General features: G+C 58.5%; 13 protein-coding genes. 9 read left to right on the forward strand and 4 right to left on the reverse strand.

Translation table 11 applies throughout. From position 1 onward, the window contains the following. Positions 1 to 27: 27 nt before the first annotated feature. The 8 genes from BM347_RS02265 (at position 28) to uvrA (ending at position 12,711) form a co-directional block, all read left to right on the forward strand. Positions 28 to 3,372, forward strand: coding sequence for a YhdP family protein (locus BM347_RS02265; protein WP_093914785.1), 3,345 nt, complete (start codon positions 28 to 30; stop codon positions 3,370 to 3,372). Between the two features lie 9 nt (positions 3,373 to 3,381). After that, complete coding sequence (queA, locus tag BM347_RS02270) at positions 3,382 to 4,446, forward strand: tRNA preQ1(34) S-adenosylmethionine ribosyltransferase-isomerase QueA (protein WP_093914786.1); 1,065 nt, start codon at positions 3,382 to 3,384, stop codon at positions 4,444 to 4,446. A 73-nt stretch (positions 4,447 to 4,519) separates the two neighbouring features. Continuing rightward, complete coding sequence (locus BM347_RS02275; RefSeq protein WP_093914787.1) at positions 4,520 to 5,779, forward strand: MFS transporter; 1,260 nt, start codon at positions 4,520 to 4,522, stop codon at positions 5,777 to 5,779. Positions 5,780 to 5,879: 100 nt separating this feature from the next. After that, positions 5,880 to 6,458 (forward strand): DUF924 family protein, encoded by a 579-nt coding sequence (locus tag BM347_RS02280; protein ID WP_093914788.1) that lies wholly within the window; start codon positions 5,880 to 5,882, stop codon positions 6,456 to 6,458. A gap of 98 nt (positions 6,459 to 6,556) precedes the next feature. Further along, a complete protein-coding gene (gene lpdA / locus BM347_RS02285; protein WP_093914789.1) occupies positions 6,557 to 7,951 on the forward strand; it encodes a dihydrolipoyl dehydrogenase in 1,395 nt (464 codons plus the stop codon). Positions 7,952 to 8,054: 103 nt separating this feature from the next. Further along, positions 8,055 to 8,573 carry a class I SAM-dependent methyltransferase gene (locus tag BM347_RS02290; RefSeq protein WP_425442432.1) on the forward strand — a complete coding sequence of 173 codons (519 nt, stop codon included), beginning with the start codon at positions 8,055 to 8,057 and terminating at the stop codon, positions 8,571 to 8,573. 21 nt (positions 8,574 to 8,594) lie between these two features. Beyond that, positions 8,595 to 9,758, forward strand: coding sequence for an MFS transporter (locus BM347_RS02295; RefSeq protein ID WP_093914791.1), 1,164 nt, complete (start codon positions 8,595 to 8,597; stop codon positions 9,756 to 9,758). A gap of 70 nt (positions 9,759 to 9,828) precedes the next feature. After that, positions 9,829 to 12,711, forward strand: a complete 2,883-nt coding sequence (uvrA, locus tag BM347_RS02300) for an excinuclease ABC subunit UvrA (protein WP_093914792.1) — start codon at positions 9,829 to 9,831, stop codon at positions 12,709 to 12,711. A 77-nt stretch (positions 12,712 to 12,788) separates the two neighbouring features. Here the strand turns inward: uvrA and mmsB are convergent, their stop codons facing one another. From mmsB to BM347_RS02320, 4 genes are all read right to left on the reverse strand, one after another. After that, positions 12,789 to 13,661: a 3-hydroxyisobutyrate dehydrogenase gene (mmsB, locus tag BM347_RS02305; protein ID WP_093914793.1), complete on the reverse strand. Its 873-nt coding sequence runs from the start codon at positions 13,659 to 13,661 to the stop codon at positions 12,789 to 12,791. Between the two features lie 2 nt (positions 13,662 to 13,663). Next, positions 13,664 to 14,707, reverse strand: coding sequence for an enoyl-CoA hydratase/isomerase family protein (locus BM347_RS02310; protein WP_093914794.1), 1,044 nt, complete (start codon positions 14,705 to 14,707; stop codon positions 13,664 to 13,666). Next, positions 14,704 to 15,846: an acyl-CoA dehydrogenase family protein gene (locus tag BM347_RS02315; RefSeq protein ID WP_093914795.1), complete on the reverse strand. Its 1,143-nt coding sequence runs from the start codon at positions 15,844 to 15,846 to the stop codon at positions 14,704 to 14,706. The genes BM347_RS02310 and BM347_RS02315 overlap by 4 nt, the downstream gene beginning before the upstream one ends. 109 nt (positions 15,847 to 15,955) lie before the next feature. Continuing rightward, complete coding sequence (locus tag BM347_RS02320; RefSeq protein ID WP_093914796.1) at positions 15,956 to 17,455, reverse strand: CoA-acylating methylmalonate-semialdehyde dehydrogenase; 1,500 nt, start codon at positions 17,453 to 17,455, stop codon at positions 15,956 to 15,958. Between the two features lie 188 nt (positions 17,456 to 17,643). Here BM347_RS02320 and BM347_RS02325 point away from each other — a divergent pair, with 188 nt between their 5' ends. Next, complete coding sequence (locus BM347_RS02325) at positions 17,644 to 18,540, forward strand: LysR family transcriptional regulator (protein ID WP_093914797.1); 897 nt, start codon at positions 17,644 to 17,646, stop codon at positions 18,538 to 18,540. Positions 18,541 to 18,588 lie beyond the last annotated feature (48 nt).

Consider the following 18,588-nt stretch of genomic DNA (forward strand, 5'->3'; position numbering starts at 1 on the left):
GCCCTTACGCCTTGAAAACGGACGATCATGTCAGACGAAACCGCCGGCATCCCGGTCAAAAAAACAAAACGTCTGTGGCAGGCGACCAAATGGTCGTTGCTGTTTATCGTGATATGCGTGGCGGCGGCGGCGGGTACTGCGCTATATCTGATCCGCAGTCCTATCGTGGTGCCCAACTGGATCGAAGCGCGGATTGAAAGGCGGATGGCGCAGGACATCCCCACCGCCAAAGTCGAATTTGGCGAGATGGTGCTGATTGTCGATGACGGTTGGCGGCCGCGCATCCGGCTACAGGATGTATCGATCCTGACGCTGGAGGGGGCCGAACTTGCCGCTTTCCGCGAAGTTCGCGCCAGTTTTTCAACCCGCAGTCTGTTGCAGGGGCAGATAAAGCTGCGCGATCTGGCCTTGTCGGGCATCGTCGCGGATCTGCGCCGCGATTCTGACGGGCGGGTTGCCCTGCGCGCCAGCACTGCGCCCGCCCCGGCAGAGCGCCGCGCCGCCACCATGCCGGAACTGATTGGCCAGTTAGATGGGGTGCTGCAACGGCCCGGCCTGTCGCGGTTGCGGTCGGTGGATATCCGTGCGCTGACACTTCACTATTCCGATTTGAAGTCGGAGCGGGTCTGGACCGCAGATGGCGGGCGGTTGCGGTTGAACCGCGATGGCGACACGCTGCGCATATCGGCGGATCTGGCGGTGTTGAGCGGTGGCGCTGATGTGGCTACCTTGGCGGCGAATTACACCAGCATTCTGGGGGACACCGCCGCGCAGTTTGGCGTGACTTTCGATGGTGTTGATGCGGGGGACATAGCGGTGCAAAGCCCTGCCTTCGCGTGGCTAAAGGTGTTGCGCGCCCCGATATCAGGTTCCGTGCGCAGCAGCATTGACGAGGGCGGCAGGTTTGAGCCGCTAAACGCGTCGTTGCAGATTGGCAGTGGTGCTGTGCAACCAAACGCGCGCGCCAAGCCGATACCCTTTGACAGCGTGCGCAGCTATTTCAGCTATCACCCCGACCAACAGTTGCTGCAGTTTGATGAGCTGTCGGTGGCAAGTAAATGGGTGTCGGGCCGGATCGAAGGCGAGGCAACCATTGGCGGGCTGCAGGACGGCAAGCTCAGCGATCTGACGGCGCAAATTCGCATGCGTGATCTGGTGGCAAACCCGGCGGATGTTTACGATGCCCCCATCAGCATAGAAGGGGCCGATCTGGACATGCAGGTCAAGCTGAGCCCGTTCAGTTTGACGGTTGGCCGTATGGATATTCGCGACGCCGATACCACGCTGAATGTCACAGGCGCGCTGGATGCGGGGCCGCGTGGCTGGCAGGTAGCCCTTGATGCGGGCCTGAACGAGATTTTGCCCACGCGTCTGCTGGAGCTGTGGCCGGAGAACGTGAAGCCTAAAACCCGCAAATGGGTCGCCGAGAACGTCTATGCAGGCACATTGACGGATGTGGATGTGGCATTTCGTCTAGACCCCGATGCGCCGCCACACACCTATCTTGCGTTTGATTTCAACAATGCCGAGGCGCGGTTCTTGCGTAGCATGCCGCATCTTAAAAATGCCAGCGGCCATGCCAGCCTGCTGAAAAACCGCTTTGTCGTTTCGGTGGATTCCGGCAAGATCACAGCCCCCCAAGGCGGCGATGTGATGATCCGCGGATCGTCCTTTATTATGCCCGATGTCACGATCAAGGACACCCCGCCGGGGATCGTCAGGCTGAACAGCAGCGCCCCGATTGAGGCGGTGTTGGCCTTGCTGAACCTGCCGCCGCTGGCCGCGATGGACAAGGCGGATCTGCCCGTGGCGCTGGCCGAGGGAACTGCGGATCTGTCGGGCACGTTGTCCTTCCCGATCAAGAAGGGATCGGATCCGAAATTGACGGTCTTTGACTTTACCGGTGATCTGCGGGACGTGCAAAGTGATGTACTGGTCAAGGATCACAGGCTGTCGGCGGATCGGTTGACGGTTGTTGCCTCGAACGCGAATATTACGATCGAGGGGCAGGGCGATTTGGACGGGGTCAGCTTTAATGGCGGTTGGTCCCAGCCCCTTGGCCGCCCGGATGCCCCAAGCCAGGTGCAGGCTGATATCGAACTCAGCCAGAACACTTTGAACCAGTTCAATATCACGCTGCCGCCGAACAGTGTATCAGGCAGCGGACGCGCCCGGTTCGCGTTGGATTTGGCCAAGGGCCGTGCGCCGTCGTTCTTTCTTGCCTCAGATTTGCAGGGGCTGCGGCTGAACGTGCCGCAACTGGGCTGGACCAAACCTGCCACGACCAAAGGTCTGCTTGAGCTGTCGGGCAAGCTGGGCACCGTGCCGCAAATTGACCTGATCGAGGCAAAAGTCTCAGGCCTGACCGCCAAGGGATCGGTCAAGCTGGCCAATACCGGTGGGCTGGATCGTGCCCGGTTTGATACACTGACCGTTGGAAACTGGCTGGATATTCCTGTCGATCTGCTGGGGCAGGGCGTGGGCAAGCCTGTGCAGGTGGTGGTGCGCGGCGGTCGTCTGGATCTGCGCAATGCCGAATTTGACAGTTCAGACCCCAGCGGTGTCAAAGGGCCGCCCATGCTGTTGAAACTGGACCGGCTTCAGGTCACCGACAAGATCGCCCTGACCAATATGCGCGGCCAGTTCGACACGGCATGGGGGCTTGATGGCAGGTTCGAGGCAAACTTGAACGGTGGCACGCCTGTGGCGGGGCGTGTGGCCCCGAAAAACGGCCGCAGCGCGATCCAACTGGTGTCGGCGGATGCGGGCGGGGTGTTGCGCTCTGCCAATATGCTTAAGCAGGTGCGCGGCGGTAATCTGACGCTGACCCTGTTGCCGGTGGGCACGGGCGGTGCCTTTGATGGGCGCGCCCAGATTACCGATGTCGCTATCCAGGATGCACCCGCCATTGCGGCTTTGGTTAATGCGGTCTCGGTGGTTGGCCTTGTTAACGAGCTGAACGGCGATGGCATCTATTTTGACACGGTCGAGGCTGATTTCCGCATGACCCCGAACCGCGTGACCCTGTCCGAGGCCAGCGCGACGGGCGCGTCGTTGGGGATCTCGATGGATGGGGTCTATGCCACGGATACAGGGCGCATGGCGTTGCAGGGGGTGATCTCTCCGGTCTACTTGCTGAACGGGCTTGGCAGTTTTCTGACCCGCAAGGGCGAGGGGCTTTTGGGTTTCAACTACAGTCTGGGTGGCACAGCGGAAAATCCCGATGTCTCGGTGAACCCACTGTCCGGGCTGGCACCGGGGTTTCTTCGCAATATCTTGCGTGCGCCTGCGCCTGCCTTGCCCCCGGTCGAGGGGGAAACCGCGCCGACCGTGCCGGAAAAACCGGTTGTGAGACCGGAATATGGGCGGTAAGCGGCTGCCATGAAACTAAGTGATTTTGATTTTGACTTGCCGGATCGGCTGATTGCTACCCGCCCTGCGGTGCCGCGTACATCGGCACGTTTGCTGGTGGCCGATGGCCCTGTGCTGCACGACAAAAAAGTGAGCGATCTGCCCGACTGGCTGCGTGCAGGCGACCGGCTGGTGTTGAACGACACCCGCGTTATTCCCGCGCGTCTAAGCGGCCAGCGGCATCGCGACAGCGCCCAAGGGCCGGTACAGGCCCGGATCGAGGTCACATTGCTGGAACCACGCGCCGATGGCACATGGGCGGCGTTAATCAAGCCGTTGAAAAAGCTGAAGATCGGCGAAGAGGTCCTGTTCAGCGATGATCTGCGAGCCACGCTTGAGGCCGTGGAAGACGGGCAGGGACATCTGCGGTTCAACTGCGGCGGGGATGATTTTGACAGGGCGTTGAATGCTGCGGGGGCCATGCCCTTGCCGCCCTATATTGCCGCCAAACGCCCCGCTGATGCCCAAGACATGACCGATTACCAGACGGTTTTCGCCCGCAACAAAGGCGCCGTCGCAGCGCCCACCGCATCGCTGCATTTCGACGAGGCGCTGCTGGCGCAACTGGCAGCGATGGGGGTGACGTTCAGCCATGTCACCCTGCATGTGGGGGCGGGTACGTTTCTCCCCGTCAAAGTTGATGACATCTCAGAACATAAAATGCACAGCGAATGGGGGCAGGTCAGTGCCCAAGCCGCGTCCGAGATTGCCGAAACCAAGGCCGCAGGCGGGCGCATTATCCCCGTTGGCACCACGGCCCTGCGCCTGATTGAAACCGCCGGGCGCAGTGGGTCGATCCAGCCTTGGGAAGGCGATACCGATATTTTCATCACGCCGGGCTTCACATTTAACGTGGCTGACGCGCTGATGACAAACTTCCACCTGCCCAAATCGACCTTGATGATGCTGGTGGCCGCGCTGATGGGCCAAGATGCAATAAAAACCCTCTATACCCATGCAATTGAATCAAATTATCGGTTCTTTTCCTATGGGGATGCATCGCTGCTTTTCCCGAGGGCGCAAAAAACCGCCTGAGTGTCGTTCCAAGGGATGACTTATCCGCGGAACCCAGTCAGGGAGAGGCTTGGCTTTCAATAGGATTCGGCTGATGCTTAATGTTTTTACCAGCGTATGGGCGCTTTTGTTGGGTATGTGCTTGCTGATGATCGGCAACGGCATGCAGGGCACCCTGCTGGGTATTCGCGGCGGCATCGAGAATTTTTCGACCTTTGAGATGTCGATTGTCATGTCGGCTTATTTTGCTGGCTTTCTGGGTGGCTCGCGTATGGCGCCGGGCATGATCCGCCGCGTCGGCCATGTGCGCGTGTTTGCCGCTGTCGCATCGCTGATTTCTGCTGTGATGATCCTGTATCCGACCTTTCCCAATATCGTGGTCTGGTCGCTGGGCCGGGTGCTGATCGGGTTCTGCTTTTCCGTCGTCTATGTGACCGCAGAAAGCTGGCTGAACAACGCGGCCACCAATGAAAACCGGGGGCAGGCGCTGTCGCTTTATATGATTGTTCAAACCGCAGGTATCGTGATTGCGCAAGCCTTGCTTCTCACGGCTGACCCGTCGGGCTTTGTCTTGTTCGTGATCCCGTCCGTGTTGGTCAGCCTTGCCGTCACACCGATTTTGCTGGCGGTGAGCCCCACACCGGCCTTTGACACGACCAAACCGATGAGCCTGAGCCGCCTGATGGCGGTATCGCCCTTGGGCTGCGTCGGCATGTTTTTGCTGGGCGGCGTCTTTTCGGCACAGTTCGGCATGGCGTCAGTTTACGGCGCGGAGGCGGGGCTGACTGTTGCGCAAATTTCGGTCTTTGTGGCGGTGTTTTTCATCGGCTCTATGCTGCTGCAATATCCGATCGGCTGGATATCCGACCGGATGGACCGCCGCCTGTTGATTGTGATTACAGCGGCTATTGGTTTTGTCGGCTCGATCCTGGGCATGATGATGGGAGACGTCTACCCATTTTTGCTGCTCTCGGCGTTTATCGTCGGTGGGATGTCCAACCCGCTGTATTCGTTGCTGATCGCCCATACCAATGATTTTCTTGATCTCGAAGACATGGCCGCAGCGTCAGGCGGGATGATATTTATCAACGGGCTAGGTGCGATTATGGGCCCGGTCATTACCGGTTGGATGATGGGAACAGCGCTTGGGCCGGGGGGCTTTTATCTGTTCACAGCCGTGCTTTTTGCCGCATTGGCTGTCTATGCCTTCTACCGTGCCACCGTACGGCCATCGATTGCTGCGGATGCCACCAGCCAATATGTGCCGTTTTCGGCAGCCACGGCGGCCTTGGCAGTCGAAGTTGCGCAAGAATATGCCATTGAAAACGAACAGTCCGAGGAAAATGCCGCTTAACCGTGGGTTTTGTGACGCTTTTGTTACAAAACTTGAGTTCCAAAGCTCTCATATTCGTCGTTAGCTATATTTGTGTATCGAGTAGGCAAAGGAAAACGATGTGACTGGCCCAGAGGAAATACTGAAGTTCTGGCTTGATGATGCCGGACCGGAAAAATGGTACGCTGTTGATGATGCTTTTGATCAAGAGATCAGGGACCGCTTTCTAACCACCTGGGAGGCCGCCTGCGAGGGTAAATTCTCGCTTTGGCTGACCTATCCGGCCGGGGCCTTGGCCTATCTCATCCTGACCGATCAGTTCCCCCGCAATATGTTTCGCGGGCAAGGGCGTGCGTTTTCCTCGGATCGGGCGGCGCTGGCAGCGGCCAAGTCGTCGATCCACAAGGGTTGGGATTTGCGGATTGACCCACCTGCGCGCCAGTTTTTCTATCTGCCGCTGATGCATTCTGAAAACCTGATGGATCAGGATCGCTGCGTGCGGCTGATTTGCGAACGTATGCCCGCCGGTTCCGGCACAATGATACATGCCCGCGCGCACCGCCAAGTGATCCGTGATTTTGGCCGCTTCCCCTACCGCAACGAGGCGCTTGATCGGCATAGCACCGCTGATGAAATGTCCTATATCAAGGCTGGGGGTTACGGCAGCACCATGCGCGACCTGCAGGACAAAGCTGCGTAAGACACCTGCACCTTTTGAAGTAATCTCGCGGTTGCTGAGCGGATTGATATAGTTTACCGTTAAACTATATTTCTTCTCCCACGCTGCGAGGTTTCCCTATGGCTGAAAAATCCTTTGATCTGATCGTGATCGGTGCCGGGCCGGGCGGCTATGTCGCCGCGATACGTGGCGCGCAGCTGGGCCTGTCCGTAGCCATCGTCGAGCGTGAACATCTGGGGGGTATCTGTCTGAACTGGGGCTGCATCCCGACCAAGGCGCTGCTGCGGTCATCCGAGGTATTTCACCTGATGCACAGGGCCAAGGAATTCGGCCTGAAAGCAGACAATATCGGCTATGATCTGGACGCGGTTGTAAAACGGTCGCGCAAGGTTGCGGGGCAACTGTCAGGCGGCATTGGCCATCTGATGAAAAAGAACAAGATTACCGTGTTCATGGGCACGGCAAAGCTTGCCGGTAAGGGCAAGGTTTCGGTGAAAACGGATAAGGGCAGCGAAGACCTGAGCGCCAAGAATATCGTCGTTGCCACCGGTGCCCGCGCGCGCAACCTGCCGGGCCTTGAGGCCGATGGAAAACGCGTCTGGATGTACAAAGACGCGCTGAACCCGCCCCACATGCCGAAAAAGCTGCTGGTCATCGGATCGGGCGCAATCGGCATAGAATTCGCCAGCTTCTACAACACCTTGGGCGCAGAAACGACCGTGGTCGAGGTGATGGACCGTATCCTGCCTGTCGAAGACGAAGAGATCAGCAAATTCGCCAAGAAGCAGTTTGAAAAGCAGGGCATGAAGATCATGCAAAAGGCTGTTGTGAAACAGCTGGACCGCGCGGCTGACAAGGTGACCGCCCATATCGAGGAAGGCGGAAAGGTCGAGAAACACGAATTTGATACCGTGATTTCCGCCGTGGGCATCGTCGGTAACGTCGAGGATCTGGGTCTTGAGGATATGGGCGTGAAAATCGACCGCACCCATGTGGTGACAGATGAATATTGCTGCACGGGCGTTGATGGGCTCTATGCCATCGGCGATATCGCAGGTGCCCCTTGGCTGGCACATAAGGCATCGCACGAAGGCGTCATGGTGGCCGAGCTGATCGCGGGTAAACATGCGCATCCGGTGAAGCCCGAATCCATCGCGGGCTGCACCTATTGCCACCCGCAGGTCGCATCCGTCGGCTATACCGAGGCCAAGGCGAAAGAGCTGGGTTTTGATGTCAAAGTCGGGCGCTTCCCCTTTATTGGCAACGGCAAGGCGATTGCGCTTGGCGAACCCGAGGGGATGATCAAAACCGTGTTCGACGCGAAAACCGGCGAATTGCTGGGCGCGCATATGGTCGGTGCCGAAGTGACCGAACTGATCCAAGGCTATGTCGTGGGCCGCCAACTGGAAACCACCGAGGAAGACCTGATGAACACCGTCTTCCCGCATCCGACGCTGTCGGAAATGATGCACGAATCCGTGCTCGACGCTTACGGCCAAGTCATCCACATGTAAAAACGCCCCGCGCCATTCCGTTCTGGACGGGGTGGCGCAGCGCTGCCATAGATTGGCTATGGTTAGTCTTAATCGCGTCGTCATGGGCCCGGCTTCTCGTCGGATGATCCAGAACCTCATCCCGCAGCAGCTTGATGTTGCAGAGATTTCCGGGAAATGGGGCGAGATGTTCGATTTTAAATCCTACGAACAATTCCGATACCCCGAATATGACATCTGCGCCGGACCGGTCATGGACAAACAGCTGGACCGCCCGCGCAAGTTTGATCTGATCCTTGCCAACCAAGTGTGGGAGCATCTGGATCGCCCCTACGCTGCCACCAAGAATATCCGCCGCATGCTCAAGAAAGGCGGGCATTTTTGGGTTGCCGTGCCGTTCTTCATTCCGTTTCATGCAGCCCCCATGGATAATTCGCGCTGGTCTGCGCGGGGGCTGAAAAATCTGCTGATCGAATGCGGGTTCGACGAGGAAGAAGTGCAATCCAGCCAGTGGGGCAACCGCCACGTCGCCCTGCGCAACATGGAAGAAAAATGGCCCCCCGAATATGACAAGGCCACAGACGACATCAGCAACGACCCCAACATGCCGATCTGCGCATGGGCCTTGGCCCGAAAAACCTAAAATCACACGAGTATTCCAGTTATGAAAACCCCCTTTCCTTTGATCTTCGCGCTTTGGGGCGCGGGCCTCGGCTCTGCCGCGCAATATGGCAAGGTCAGCGTGGTGTTCGATGCGCTGCCAGCCGTCTATCCGGGTGCAGGGGCCGCGTTAGGCTTTGCGGTCTCGTTGGTCGGGCTGGTTGGCATTATCTTTGGCGTTGTGGCCGGGTTGGTCGTGGCGCGGGTGCGGTACCGGCGGGCATTGATCGGCGCGCTGTGGGTCGGGGCGGCCATGTCGGCGTTTCAGGCGCTATTGCCCAGCCTGCCGCTGTTTTTGGCCAGCCGCGTCGTCGAAGGGGCATCGCACCTGGCCATCGTGGTTGCGGCCCCGACATTGATTGCGCAGCTGAGCGCGCCCAAGGACCGCGGGTTGACCCTGTCGCTATGGGGAACTTTCTTTGGCGTGGCCTTTGCGATCTTGTCCTTGCTGGGCCGTCCCTTGGTCGACAGTTGGGGGATTTCGGCATTATTCGTGGCGCATGCAGTGTATATGGTTGGTTTTGCAGTGATTTTATCTGCACGGCTCAAGGCGCTCCCGCCCGAGGGCGCGCAACCGGTGCTGAACCTGCGCCAGATTTTACGGGACCACGGCACCATCTACCGGTCGCCGCGCATCAGCGCCCCTGCGGCGGGGTGGCTGTTCTATACATTTTGCTTTGTCTCGATCCTCACGGTTTTGCCGCCCTATCTGGCACCTGAATTGCGCAACATGATCCTTGGTGTGATGCCGTTGGTCAGCATTGCGGTGTCCATGACGGCGGGCGTGTGGTTGCTGCGCCACTTGCAAGCGGTGCAAGTGGTGGAGCTGGGCTTTGCCGGATCCGCGCTGTGCCTGCTTTGGCTCTGGGCCGTACCCGGCGCGCCGTTGGCCTGTCTGGCGTTGGCCGCTGCTTTGGGGTTGATCCAAGGGGCCAGCTTTGCCGCCGTGCCTCAGTTGAACGAAGACGCGGCGACCCAAGCGCAGTCGAACGGGGCGATGGCGCAGATGGGTAACCTTGGCAACACGCTTGGCACGCCGGTTGTCGCGGCCGTTCTGCTGGGCTTTGGCTATGCGGGGATGCCGGTTGTCGCCGGGGTCGCCTGCCTTATGGGGCTTGGCGTGCATCTGATTTTGGGGCATCTGCGCAATCGCGGGCCGTGTTCTTGATACGTTCTCATTTTTCTATTGGAAAACCGGTGCCATCCGCCTATGTACCAATTGGTAATGGGGGTCTGATATGGCTGAGCTGAAAAACATCGAAGTCCGCGGCGCGCGCGAACATAATCTGAAAAACATCGACGTGGATATTCCGCGCGATCAGCTGGTGGTGATCACGGGCCTCTCGGGCTCGGGTAAATCCTCGCTTGCCTTTGATACAATCTATGCCGAAGGCCAGCGCCGCTATGTCGAAAGCCTAAGCGCCTATGCCCGGCAATTCCTTGATATGATGCAGAAACCTGATGTGGATCACATCAGCGGCCTGTCCCCGGCAATCTCGATTGAACAAAAAACCACGTCGAAAAACCCCCGTTCGACAGTGGGCACCGTGACCGAGATTTACGACTATATGCGCCTGCTGTTCGCCCGCGTCGGCACGCCCTACAGCCCCGCAACAGGCAAACCCATCGAGGCACAGCAGGTGCAGGACATGGTCGATCGGATCATGGCGATGGAGGAGGGGACGCGCGCCTATTTGCTGGCCCCGATCGTGCGCGACCGCAAAGGCGAGTATCGCAAAGAGTTCCTTGAACTGCGCAAGCAGGGGTTTCAGCGTGTCAAAGTGGACGGCGCGTTTTACGAGCTGGACGAACCGCCGACCTTGGACAAGAAATTCCGCCATGACATTGATGTGGTCGTTGACCGCCTCGTCGTACGCGAAGGGTTGGAAACCCGGCTGGCCGACAGCTTGCGCACGGCCCTTGATCTGGCCGATGGCATCGCCATCATCGAAACCGCACCATCTGAGGGCGAGCCTGAACGCTTTACCTTTAGCGAGAAATTCGCCTGCCCGGTCAGCGGCTTTACCATCCCCGAGATTGAACCGCGCCTGTTTTCCTTCAACGCCCCCTTTGGTGCCTGTCCATCTTGCGATGGCTTGGGCAAAGAGCTTTTCTTTGACGAACGCCTCGTGGTGCCAGATCAGAACCTCAAGATTTATGACGGCGCATTGGCCCCGTGGCGCAAGGGCAAGTCGCCCTATTTCCTGCAGACCATCGAAGCCATCGCCAAGCATTATAATTTTAACAAAAGCACCAAGTGGAAAGACCTGCCCGAAAAGGTACAGCATGTGTTCTTGCGTGGTTCCGGTAAGGAAGAGATCAAGTTCCGCTATGACGAGGGCGGCCGCGTCTACGAGGTAAGCCGCGTGTTCGAAGGCGTGATCCCCAACATGGAGCGCCGCTATCGCGAGACCGACAGTAACTGGATCCGCGAAGAATTCGAGCGCTATCAGAACAACCGCCCTTGCGGCACCTGCGGCGGCTACCGCCTGCGTCCCGAAGCCCTGGCCGTCAAGATCGGTCCGGTCGATGGCAAACCCGAAGAACGCCTGCACGCAGGTGAGGTCGTGCAGATGTCGATCCGTGATGCGTTTGATTGGTGTAACACCGTCCCCGACGTGCTGACCGCACAGAAAAATGAGATCGCCCGCGCCATTCTCAAGGAGATTCGCGAACGCCTTGGTTTCCTGAATAACGTTGGATTAGAATATCTTACGCTTGCCCGCTCCAGCGGAACGCTCAGCGGCGGTGAAAGCCAACGCATCCGTCTGGCCTCTCAAATTGGCTCGGGCCTGACGGGGGTTCTGTATGTTCTGGATGAACCTTCCATCGGGTTGCATCAGCGTGACAATGACCGCCTGTTGCAGACCCTGAAAAACCTGCGCGACCAAGGCAATACCGTGATTGTCGTCGAACATGACGAAGAAGCGATCCGCGAGGCCGATTATGTGTTCGACATCGGTCCGGGGGCCGGTGTGCATGGCGGGCAGGTGGTCAGCCACGGCACGCCCGACCATGTGGCCAACGACCCCAACTCGCTGACCGGCCAATACCTGACCGGCAAACGCGAGATTTCGGTGCCCGCCAAGCGGCGCAAAGGGAACAAGAAAAAGATCAAGGTGGTCAAGGCGACGGGCAACAACCTGCAAAACGTCACCGTCGATTTCCCCTTGGGGCAGTTCGTCTGCGTGACCGGCGTATCGGGCGGCGGCAAATCGACCCTGACCATTGAAACCCTGTTCAAAACCGCGTCGATGAACCTGAACGGTGCGCGCCAAACCCCGGCCCCCTGCGAAACGATCAAGGGCCTGGAACATCTGGACAAGGTGATCGACATCGACCAACGTCCCATCGGCCGCACGCCCCGGTCGAACCCCGCGACCTACACCGGGGCCTTTACCCCGATCCGTGACTGGTTCGCGGGCCTGCCCGAGGCCAAAGCGCGCGGCTACAAGCCGGGGCGGTTCAGCTTTAACGTCAAGGGCGGTCGCTGCGAGGCCTGTCAGGGTGACGGCGTGATCAAGATCGAAATGCACTTTCTGCCCGACGTCTATGTTGAATGCGAAACCTGCAAGGGCAAGCGCTATAACCGCGAAACCCTTGAGGTGAAGTTCAAGGGGAAATCCATCGCCGACGTGCTGGATATGACCGTTGAGGACGCGCAGACCTTCTTTGCCGCCGTGCCAAGTATTCGCGAGAAAATGGACGCCCTGATGCGCGTTGGTCTTGGCTATATCAAGGTTGGTCAGCAGGCCACCACGCTCTCTGGTGGCGAGGCGCAGCGCGTCAAGCTGTCCAAGGAACTCAGCAAACGGTCCACGGGGCGAACGCTGTATATTCTGGACGAACCTACCACAGGCTTGCATTTCGAAGACGTGCGCAAGCTGTTGGAAGTGCTGCATGAATTGGTCGATCAGGGCAATTCCGTCGTCGTGATTGAGCATAACCTCGACGTGGTGAAAACGGCAGATCACATCATCGATATCGGCCCCGAAGGCGGCGATGGCGGCGGTCGTGTGGTGGCCACGGGCACGCCCGAACAGGTTGCCGAAATCGCGGAAAGCCACACGGGCCACTACCTCAAGCCGATGCTGTCACCGCGCAAGGTCGCCGCTGAATAGCGCGGTATCCTTCATTTTGCCAAGTAAACTCCACGGGGGTCCGGGGGTGTGAAACCCTCGGCCTTCCCCTCGTAAAATCATCCCCGATTGCGTTTTTCAAACCGGGGCAGCATGGCCGAGAAGTCTTTGCCCTTGCCGTCTTCATCCTCGACAAACTGCGCATACAGCGTGCGGGCCATTTCGCCCATCGGCGTGTCGGCATTGGCCATCTCTGCGGCCTGCTGTGACAGCCCCAAATCCTTGAGCATCAGCTCAGCTGCAAATCCGGGCGCATAGCCATTGTCGGCGGGCGAGGTGGGGCCAACGCCGGGGGCAGGGCAATAGGCGTTCATCGACCAGCTATAGCCCGAAGACGTGCTGACCACGTCGAACATTTTCTGGCGGTCGAGGCCCAATTTATCGGCTAGCGCAAAGGCCTCGCAGGTGGCGATCATGGTGACGCCAAGGATCATGTTATTGCAGATTTTTGCGGCCTGGCCGGCACCTGCGTCACCGCAATGCACAGCCTTTTGACCCATGATGTCGAACAGCGGTTTTGCCTTGGCGAATGCGGCCTCTGACCCGCCCGCCATGAATGTCAGCGTCCCGCCAGCGGCCCCGCCAATACCACCGGACACCGGGGCATCAACGGCCAAAATTCCCTCATCTTCAGCAGCTTCCGAGGTGTTTTTGGCGCTTTCCACATCCACGGTAGAGCAGTCAATAAACAGCGTTCCCTTGCCCATATGCGGGATCGCCTGTGCTGCGACTTGGCGCAGGATCGATCCGTTGGGCAGCATGGTGATAACGACATCCATGCCTTTGACAGCCCACTCAAGATCGACAGCGGCAGCGACGCCTTCGGCGGTGGTGCCCGCTACGTCAAAACCCGTAACCTGATGTCCGGCCTTGGCCAGATTGGACGCCATCGGCGCACCCATATTGCCAAGCCCAATGAAACCTATCTTCATGCTCATGTCGTTTTCTCCAGTGTCAGGGCGTCTTGGCCCAAGGGTTTCAACATCGTGGCCACCGCCGCAAGGGGGACATTCATATCGGCGTATTTCCAGCTGGGGTTGCGATCTTTGTCGATGATTGCCGCGCGAATACCTTCCAGAAAATCGCCGTGCTCCATCGCGCGAAAGGTAAAGCGGTATTCCAGATCCAACGCCTTTTCGATGGTCAGGGACGGCCCGCGCAGACGATGAATGGTCTCAATCGTGCTGGCCATGGCAAGGGGGCTCATCCGGGACAGTTTATTGTAGGTCTCAGCTGCGAAATCGCTGTCTTTGGTGCGCAGATTGTTCAGCACATCGCTCAGCGTTTCACCGTCGAACAGCTCGTCAATCTGGTCTTGTTGCGCGGCGAGGGCGGAGTCTGGCGGTGATATTTTGGCAGCGTCGATTGCCGCCACATCGCCCGAGGTTTCAAGCGCGGCAATCACGTCTGACCAGCTTGACTGTGGGATGTAACTGTCTGCAAAGCCTGCATAAATCGCGTCTTCGGCGGTCATGCGGTTGGCGGTGGTGCCCAGATATTCACCCATGCACCCCGGTGCCAGCGCCAGCATCAAGGTGCCGCCAACATCGGGCAGCAAACCGATCCCGCATTCGGGCATCGCGATCTGGCTGCTTTCACCGACAATACGGTGCGAGCCATGGCAGCCAAGGCCAACACCGCCGCCCATGGTAAAGCCTTGCAGGAAGGAAACCACCGGCTTGGGATAGGCGAAAATCTTGGCGTTCAGCCGGTATTCATCGGCCCAAAATTTGCGGCCATAGGCGTAATCCCCCTTGGTGCCGGTGGCGTACAGCTCGGCAATATCACCGCCGGAGCAAAAGGCGCGATCACCCTCGGCATCTAGCACGATCAGATCAACGGCATCATTGTCGCGCCACGCATCGAATGCGTCTTCGATGGCCAGACACATCTCATAGGTTAACGCGTTTAACGCTTGGGGGCGGGTCAGGGTGATCCGACCGGCACGGCCCGTAATGCGGATGGAAATATCGCTCATCTGTTTTTCAGCATGTCGCGGGCGACAATCACGCGCATAATCTCGTTTGTGCCCTCAAGGATCTGATGCACCCGTAGATCGCGCACGAGTTTCTCGATGCCGTAATCGGCCAGATAGCCGTAACCGCCGTGCAGTTGCAGGCATTGATCGACGACCTTGCTGCCTGTTTCTGTTACGAATTTTTTCGCCATGGCGCAGAATTTGGTCGCATCGGGAGCACCATTGTCCAGCTTCCATGCGGCTTGACGCAGGAAGGTGCGGGCGGCTTGCAGCTCAATCTCCATATCTGCGAGACGCCATTGCAGGCCTTGGAACTGGTCGATGGGTTGACCAAATGCCTTGCGGTCGCCCATGTAGTTTAGGGTCGAGGTCAGCGCGGTTTGTGCCGCACCCAGCGAACAAGCCGCGATGTTCAAACGGCCGCCATCCAGCCCCATCATCGCGTATTTGAAACCTTTGCCTTCTTCGCCCACCAGATTGCCGGCGGGGATGGTGCAATCATCGAATTGCACCTGTGACGTTGGTTGGCTGCGCCAGCCCATTTTATCCTCGAGCCCACCAAACGACAGCCCCTTGGTGCCGTTTTCGACGTAGACGGTGGACACGCCCGCGGCCCCATCGTCAGAGGTGCGCACCATGGCAACATAGGCGTCGGAATATCCGCCGCCCGAGATGAATGCCTTGGTGCCGTTCAGGGTGTAGCCGTCATTTGTGCGGTCGCATTTGGTCTTGAGAGCCGCCGCGTCGGAGCCTGAGCCCGGTTCGGTCAGGCAATAGCTAAGCACGGTGTTCATCGACAAGACATCGTCCATGATCCGCGATTTCAATGCGTCGCTGGCAAAGCTGTCGAGCATCTTTGCGCACATGTTGTGGATCGACAGGAAGGCCGCAACCGACGGGCATGCCATGCTCAGCGCCTCGAACACCAGCGTCGCGTCAAGTCGCGTCAGGCCGGATCCGCCTGCGTCTTCAGACACATACAAACCGCCAAAGCCAAGCTCGGCGATTTTGGGCCAGATCTCCTTGGGGATGGTTTCGTCTTTTTCCCATTGCCGCGCAAAGGGGGCAATATGTTCCTGGCCAAAGCCGTAGGCCATGTCGAAGATGGCGGATTGTTCTTCGGAAAGTGCGAAATCCATAGCGATGATCCCTCCCAAGATCGGTCGAATTGAACGTTCGTTTAATTATAGCAAGGCATGCGCAGGGCGCAAGCGGTCTGCGGGGGCCGGAACCCCCGCAGCAGATGGATTATTCCATCGGTTTAAAGTTGAACTCGCCGCCTTCTTTGATGCCTGATGGCCAGCGCGAGGTCACGGTCTTGGTGCGTGTGTAGAATTTGAACGCATCCGGCCCGTGCTGGTTAAGATCGCCAAAGACGGATTTTTTCCAGCCGCCAAAGGTGTGATAGGCCAACGGCACAGGGATTGGCACGTTGATGCCGATCATGCCCACATTCACGCGGTTGGCGAAATCACGCGCGGCGTCACCGTCGCGGGTAAAGATCGCGGTGCCGTTGCCCATCTCGTGATCCATGGCAAGGCCAAGCGCCTCTTCGTAGGTTTTGGCCCGCACGGTGGACAGCACGGGGCCGAAAATCTCGTGCTTGTAGATGTCCATGTCTTTCGTGACGTTATCAAACAGGTGTGGGCCGACGAAAAAGCCGTCTTCGTAGCCTTGCAGTTTGAAGTCACGGCCATCGACAACCAAAGTCGCGCCCTGGTCGATCCCGGTTTGCACCAGACGTTCGATATTGGCCTTGGCCGCACCAGTGACAACAGGGCCGTAATCCACGTCTTTGCCGGATGTATAAGGCCCGACTTTCAGTTTTTCGATGCGCGGGACCAGCTTTTCGATCAGACGGTCAGCTGTTTCTTCGCCCACAGGAACCGCCACGGAAATCGCCATGCAGCGTTCGCCAGCGGCACCGTAACCGGCACCGATCAGCGCGTCGGCTGCTTGGTCCAGATCGGCATCGGGCATGATGATCATGTGGTTCTTGGCACCGCCAAAGCATTGAACACGCTTACCATTCGCACATCCCGTGCCATAGATATACTCGGCAATCGGGGTCGATCCAACAAAGCCGACCGACTGGATAACAGGGTGGTGCAGGATCGCATCGACCGCTTCTTTATCGCCGTTCACGACTTGGATGATACCCTTGGGCAGACCTGCTTCTTCCAGCAGTTCGGCCAGCATCAGCGGCACAGATGGATCACGCTCGGACGGTTTGAGGATGAAGGCGTTGCCGCAGACGATGGCAGGGGCAAACATCCACATTGGGATCATGGCGGGAAAGTTGAACGGCGTGATACCAGCGGAGACACCCAAGGGCTGACGCATGGAATACATGTCGATGCCGGGGCCTGCGCTGTCGGTGTAGTCACCCTTGAGTAGTTCAGGCGCGCCGATGCAATATTCAACGACCTCAAGCCCGCGCTGCACATCGCCTGCGGCGTCGGGCAGGGTCTTGCCGTGTTCGCGCGACAGCGCTTCGGCCAGTTTGTCCATGTCGCGGTTCAGCAGGTCGACGAACTTCATCATCACACGGGCTCGGCGCTGTGGGTTTACGGCGGCCCAAGCGGGCTGCGCGGCCATGGCGTATTTCACCGCCTGATCCATCTCGGCCTCGTTGGCGAGGGGGCATTTTGCCTGCACTTCGCCGGTGGCGGGGTTGAATACGTCAGCAAAACGGCCCGATGTGCCTTTGACATGTTCGCCGTTCAGATAATGGGTGAGCTCTTGCATGGGAATCCTCCGGTTAAGTTTGGGCGAAGGATAGGCTTGCAAAAATGATTGCGAAAGGGGCATGAGGTCAAAACTGTTTTGCATTTTTGCAAGACGTTTGTGCGGTTTGCGTAGCGGGTAGGGGGGCCAGCCCCCGTCCTTTGGACTCCCCCGGAGTTTACGGGGCAAAATGAAATGAGGAGTGGCGCGTGTTAGGGAATTGGGATGATCTGCGGTTGTTTCTGGCGGTTGCGCGCGAGCAAAGCCTGTCGGGGGCGGGCAAGATTTTGCGGCTGGATCCGGCGACCTTGGGACGGCGCATGGCGCGGGTCGAAAAGGGGTTGGGCGCGGTTTTGTTTGTGAAATCGCCGACGGGCTATGCGCTGACCGAGGCGGGCGTGCAGCTGTTGGAGCGGGCTGAGGCGGCCGAGCAGGCGATGCGGGTGGCCACGGCCCAAGTGGCGGAGCCATCAGACAGGCTGCGGGGGCAAATCAGGATTGGTGCGCCGGACGGCTGCGCGAACTATCTTTTGCCACAGGTCTGCGCGCGGCTGATTGAGGCCAACCCGGAGCTGGACATTCAAATCGTGGCCTTGCCGCGGGTGTTCAACCTATCGCGTCGCGAGGCCGATATGGCGATTGGTGTCAGTGCACCGACGGCGGGGCGGTTGGTTGTGCAAAAGATCACGGATTACCGACTGCATCTGGCGGCCTCGGAGGCGTATTTGAACAGCAGCGCGCCCATTCGAACCACTGCTGATCTGCAGGATCACCGCTTGGTCGGGTATATCCCCGATATGATTTTTGACCGCGAGTTGGATTATCTGACCGAATTGGGCATGACCCGTGTCCCGTTGGCATCAAATTCGGTTTCCGTGCAGGTGAATATGATCCGGCAGGGCGGGGGCGTTGGCATTGTCCATGATTTCTGCCTGCACGCCACCCCTGATGTCACGCGTGTTTTGACGTCGCAGGTGGCGCTGAGCCGTGCATTTTATCTGATCCGGCACGAGGATGATCGTCGCAATCAAAGGTTGAGCCGCTTTGCGGATGAACTCGCGCAGGGTATTCGAACTGAAGTGTTAAAACTTGAGGCAAATACTTGACAGGTAACAGCATTAAAGTGAACCTAGGCTTTAGAGCAATATTCTTGC

The sequence above is a fragment of the Sulfitobacter marinus genome (assembly GCF_900116285.1).
Taxonomy (GTDB): Bacteria; Pseudomonadota; Alphaproteobacteria; order Rhodobacterales; family Rhodobacteraceae; genus Sulfitobacter; species Sulfitobacter marinus.

Coding starts and splice junctions, on each gene's coding strand:
- BM347_RS02265 (WP_093914785.1), top strand. CDS start 28: ATGTCAGACGAAACCGCCGGCATCCCGGTCAAAAAAACAAAACGTCTG.
- queA (WP_093914786.1), top strand. CDS start 3,382: ATGAAACTAAGTGATTTTGATTTTGACTTGCCGGATCGGCTGATTGCT.
- BM347_RS02275 (WP_093914787.1), top strand. CDS start 4,520: ATGCTTAATGTTTTTACCAGCGTATGGGCGCTTTTGTTGGGTATGTGC.
- lpdA (WP_093914789.1), top strand. CDS start 6,557: ATGGCTGAAAAATCCTTTGATCTGATCGTGATCGGTGCCGGGCCGGGC.
- BM347_RS02290 (WP_425442432.1), top strand. CDS start 8,055: ATGATCCAGAACCTCATCCCGCAGCAGCTTGATGTTGCAGAGATTTCC.
- BM347_RS02295 (WP_093914791.1), top strand. CDS start 8,595: ATGAAAACCCCCTTTCCTTTGATCTTCGCGCTTTGGGGCGCGGGCCTC.
- uvrA (WP_093914792.1), top strand. CDS start 9,829: ATGGCTGAGCTGAAAAACATCGAAGTCCGCGGCGCGCGCGAACATAAT.
- mmsB (WP_093914793.1), bottom strand. CDS start 13,661: ATGAAGATAGGTTTCATTGGGCTTGGCAATATGGGTGCGCCGATGGCG.
- BM347_RS02310 (WP_093914794.1), bottom strand. CDS start 14,707: ATGAGCGATATTTCCATCCGCATTACGGGCCGTGCCGGTCGGATCACC.
- BM347_RS02315 (WP_093914795.1), bottom strand. CDS start 15,846: ATGGATTTCGCACTTTCCGAAGAACAATCCGCCATCTTCGACATGGCC.
- BM347_RS02320 (WP_093914796.1), bottom strand. CDS start 17,455: ATGCAAGAGCTCACCCATTATCTGAACGGCGAACATGTCAAAGGCACA.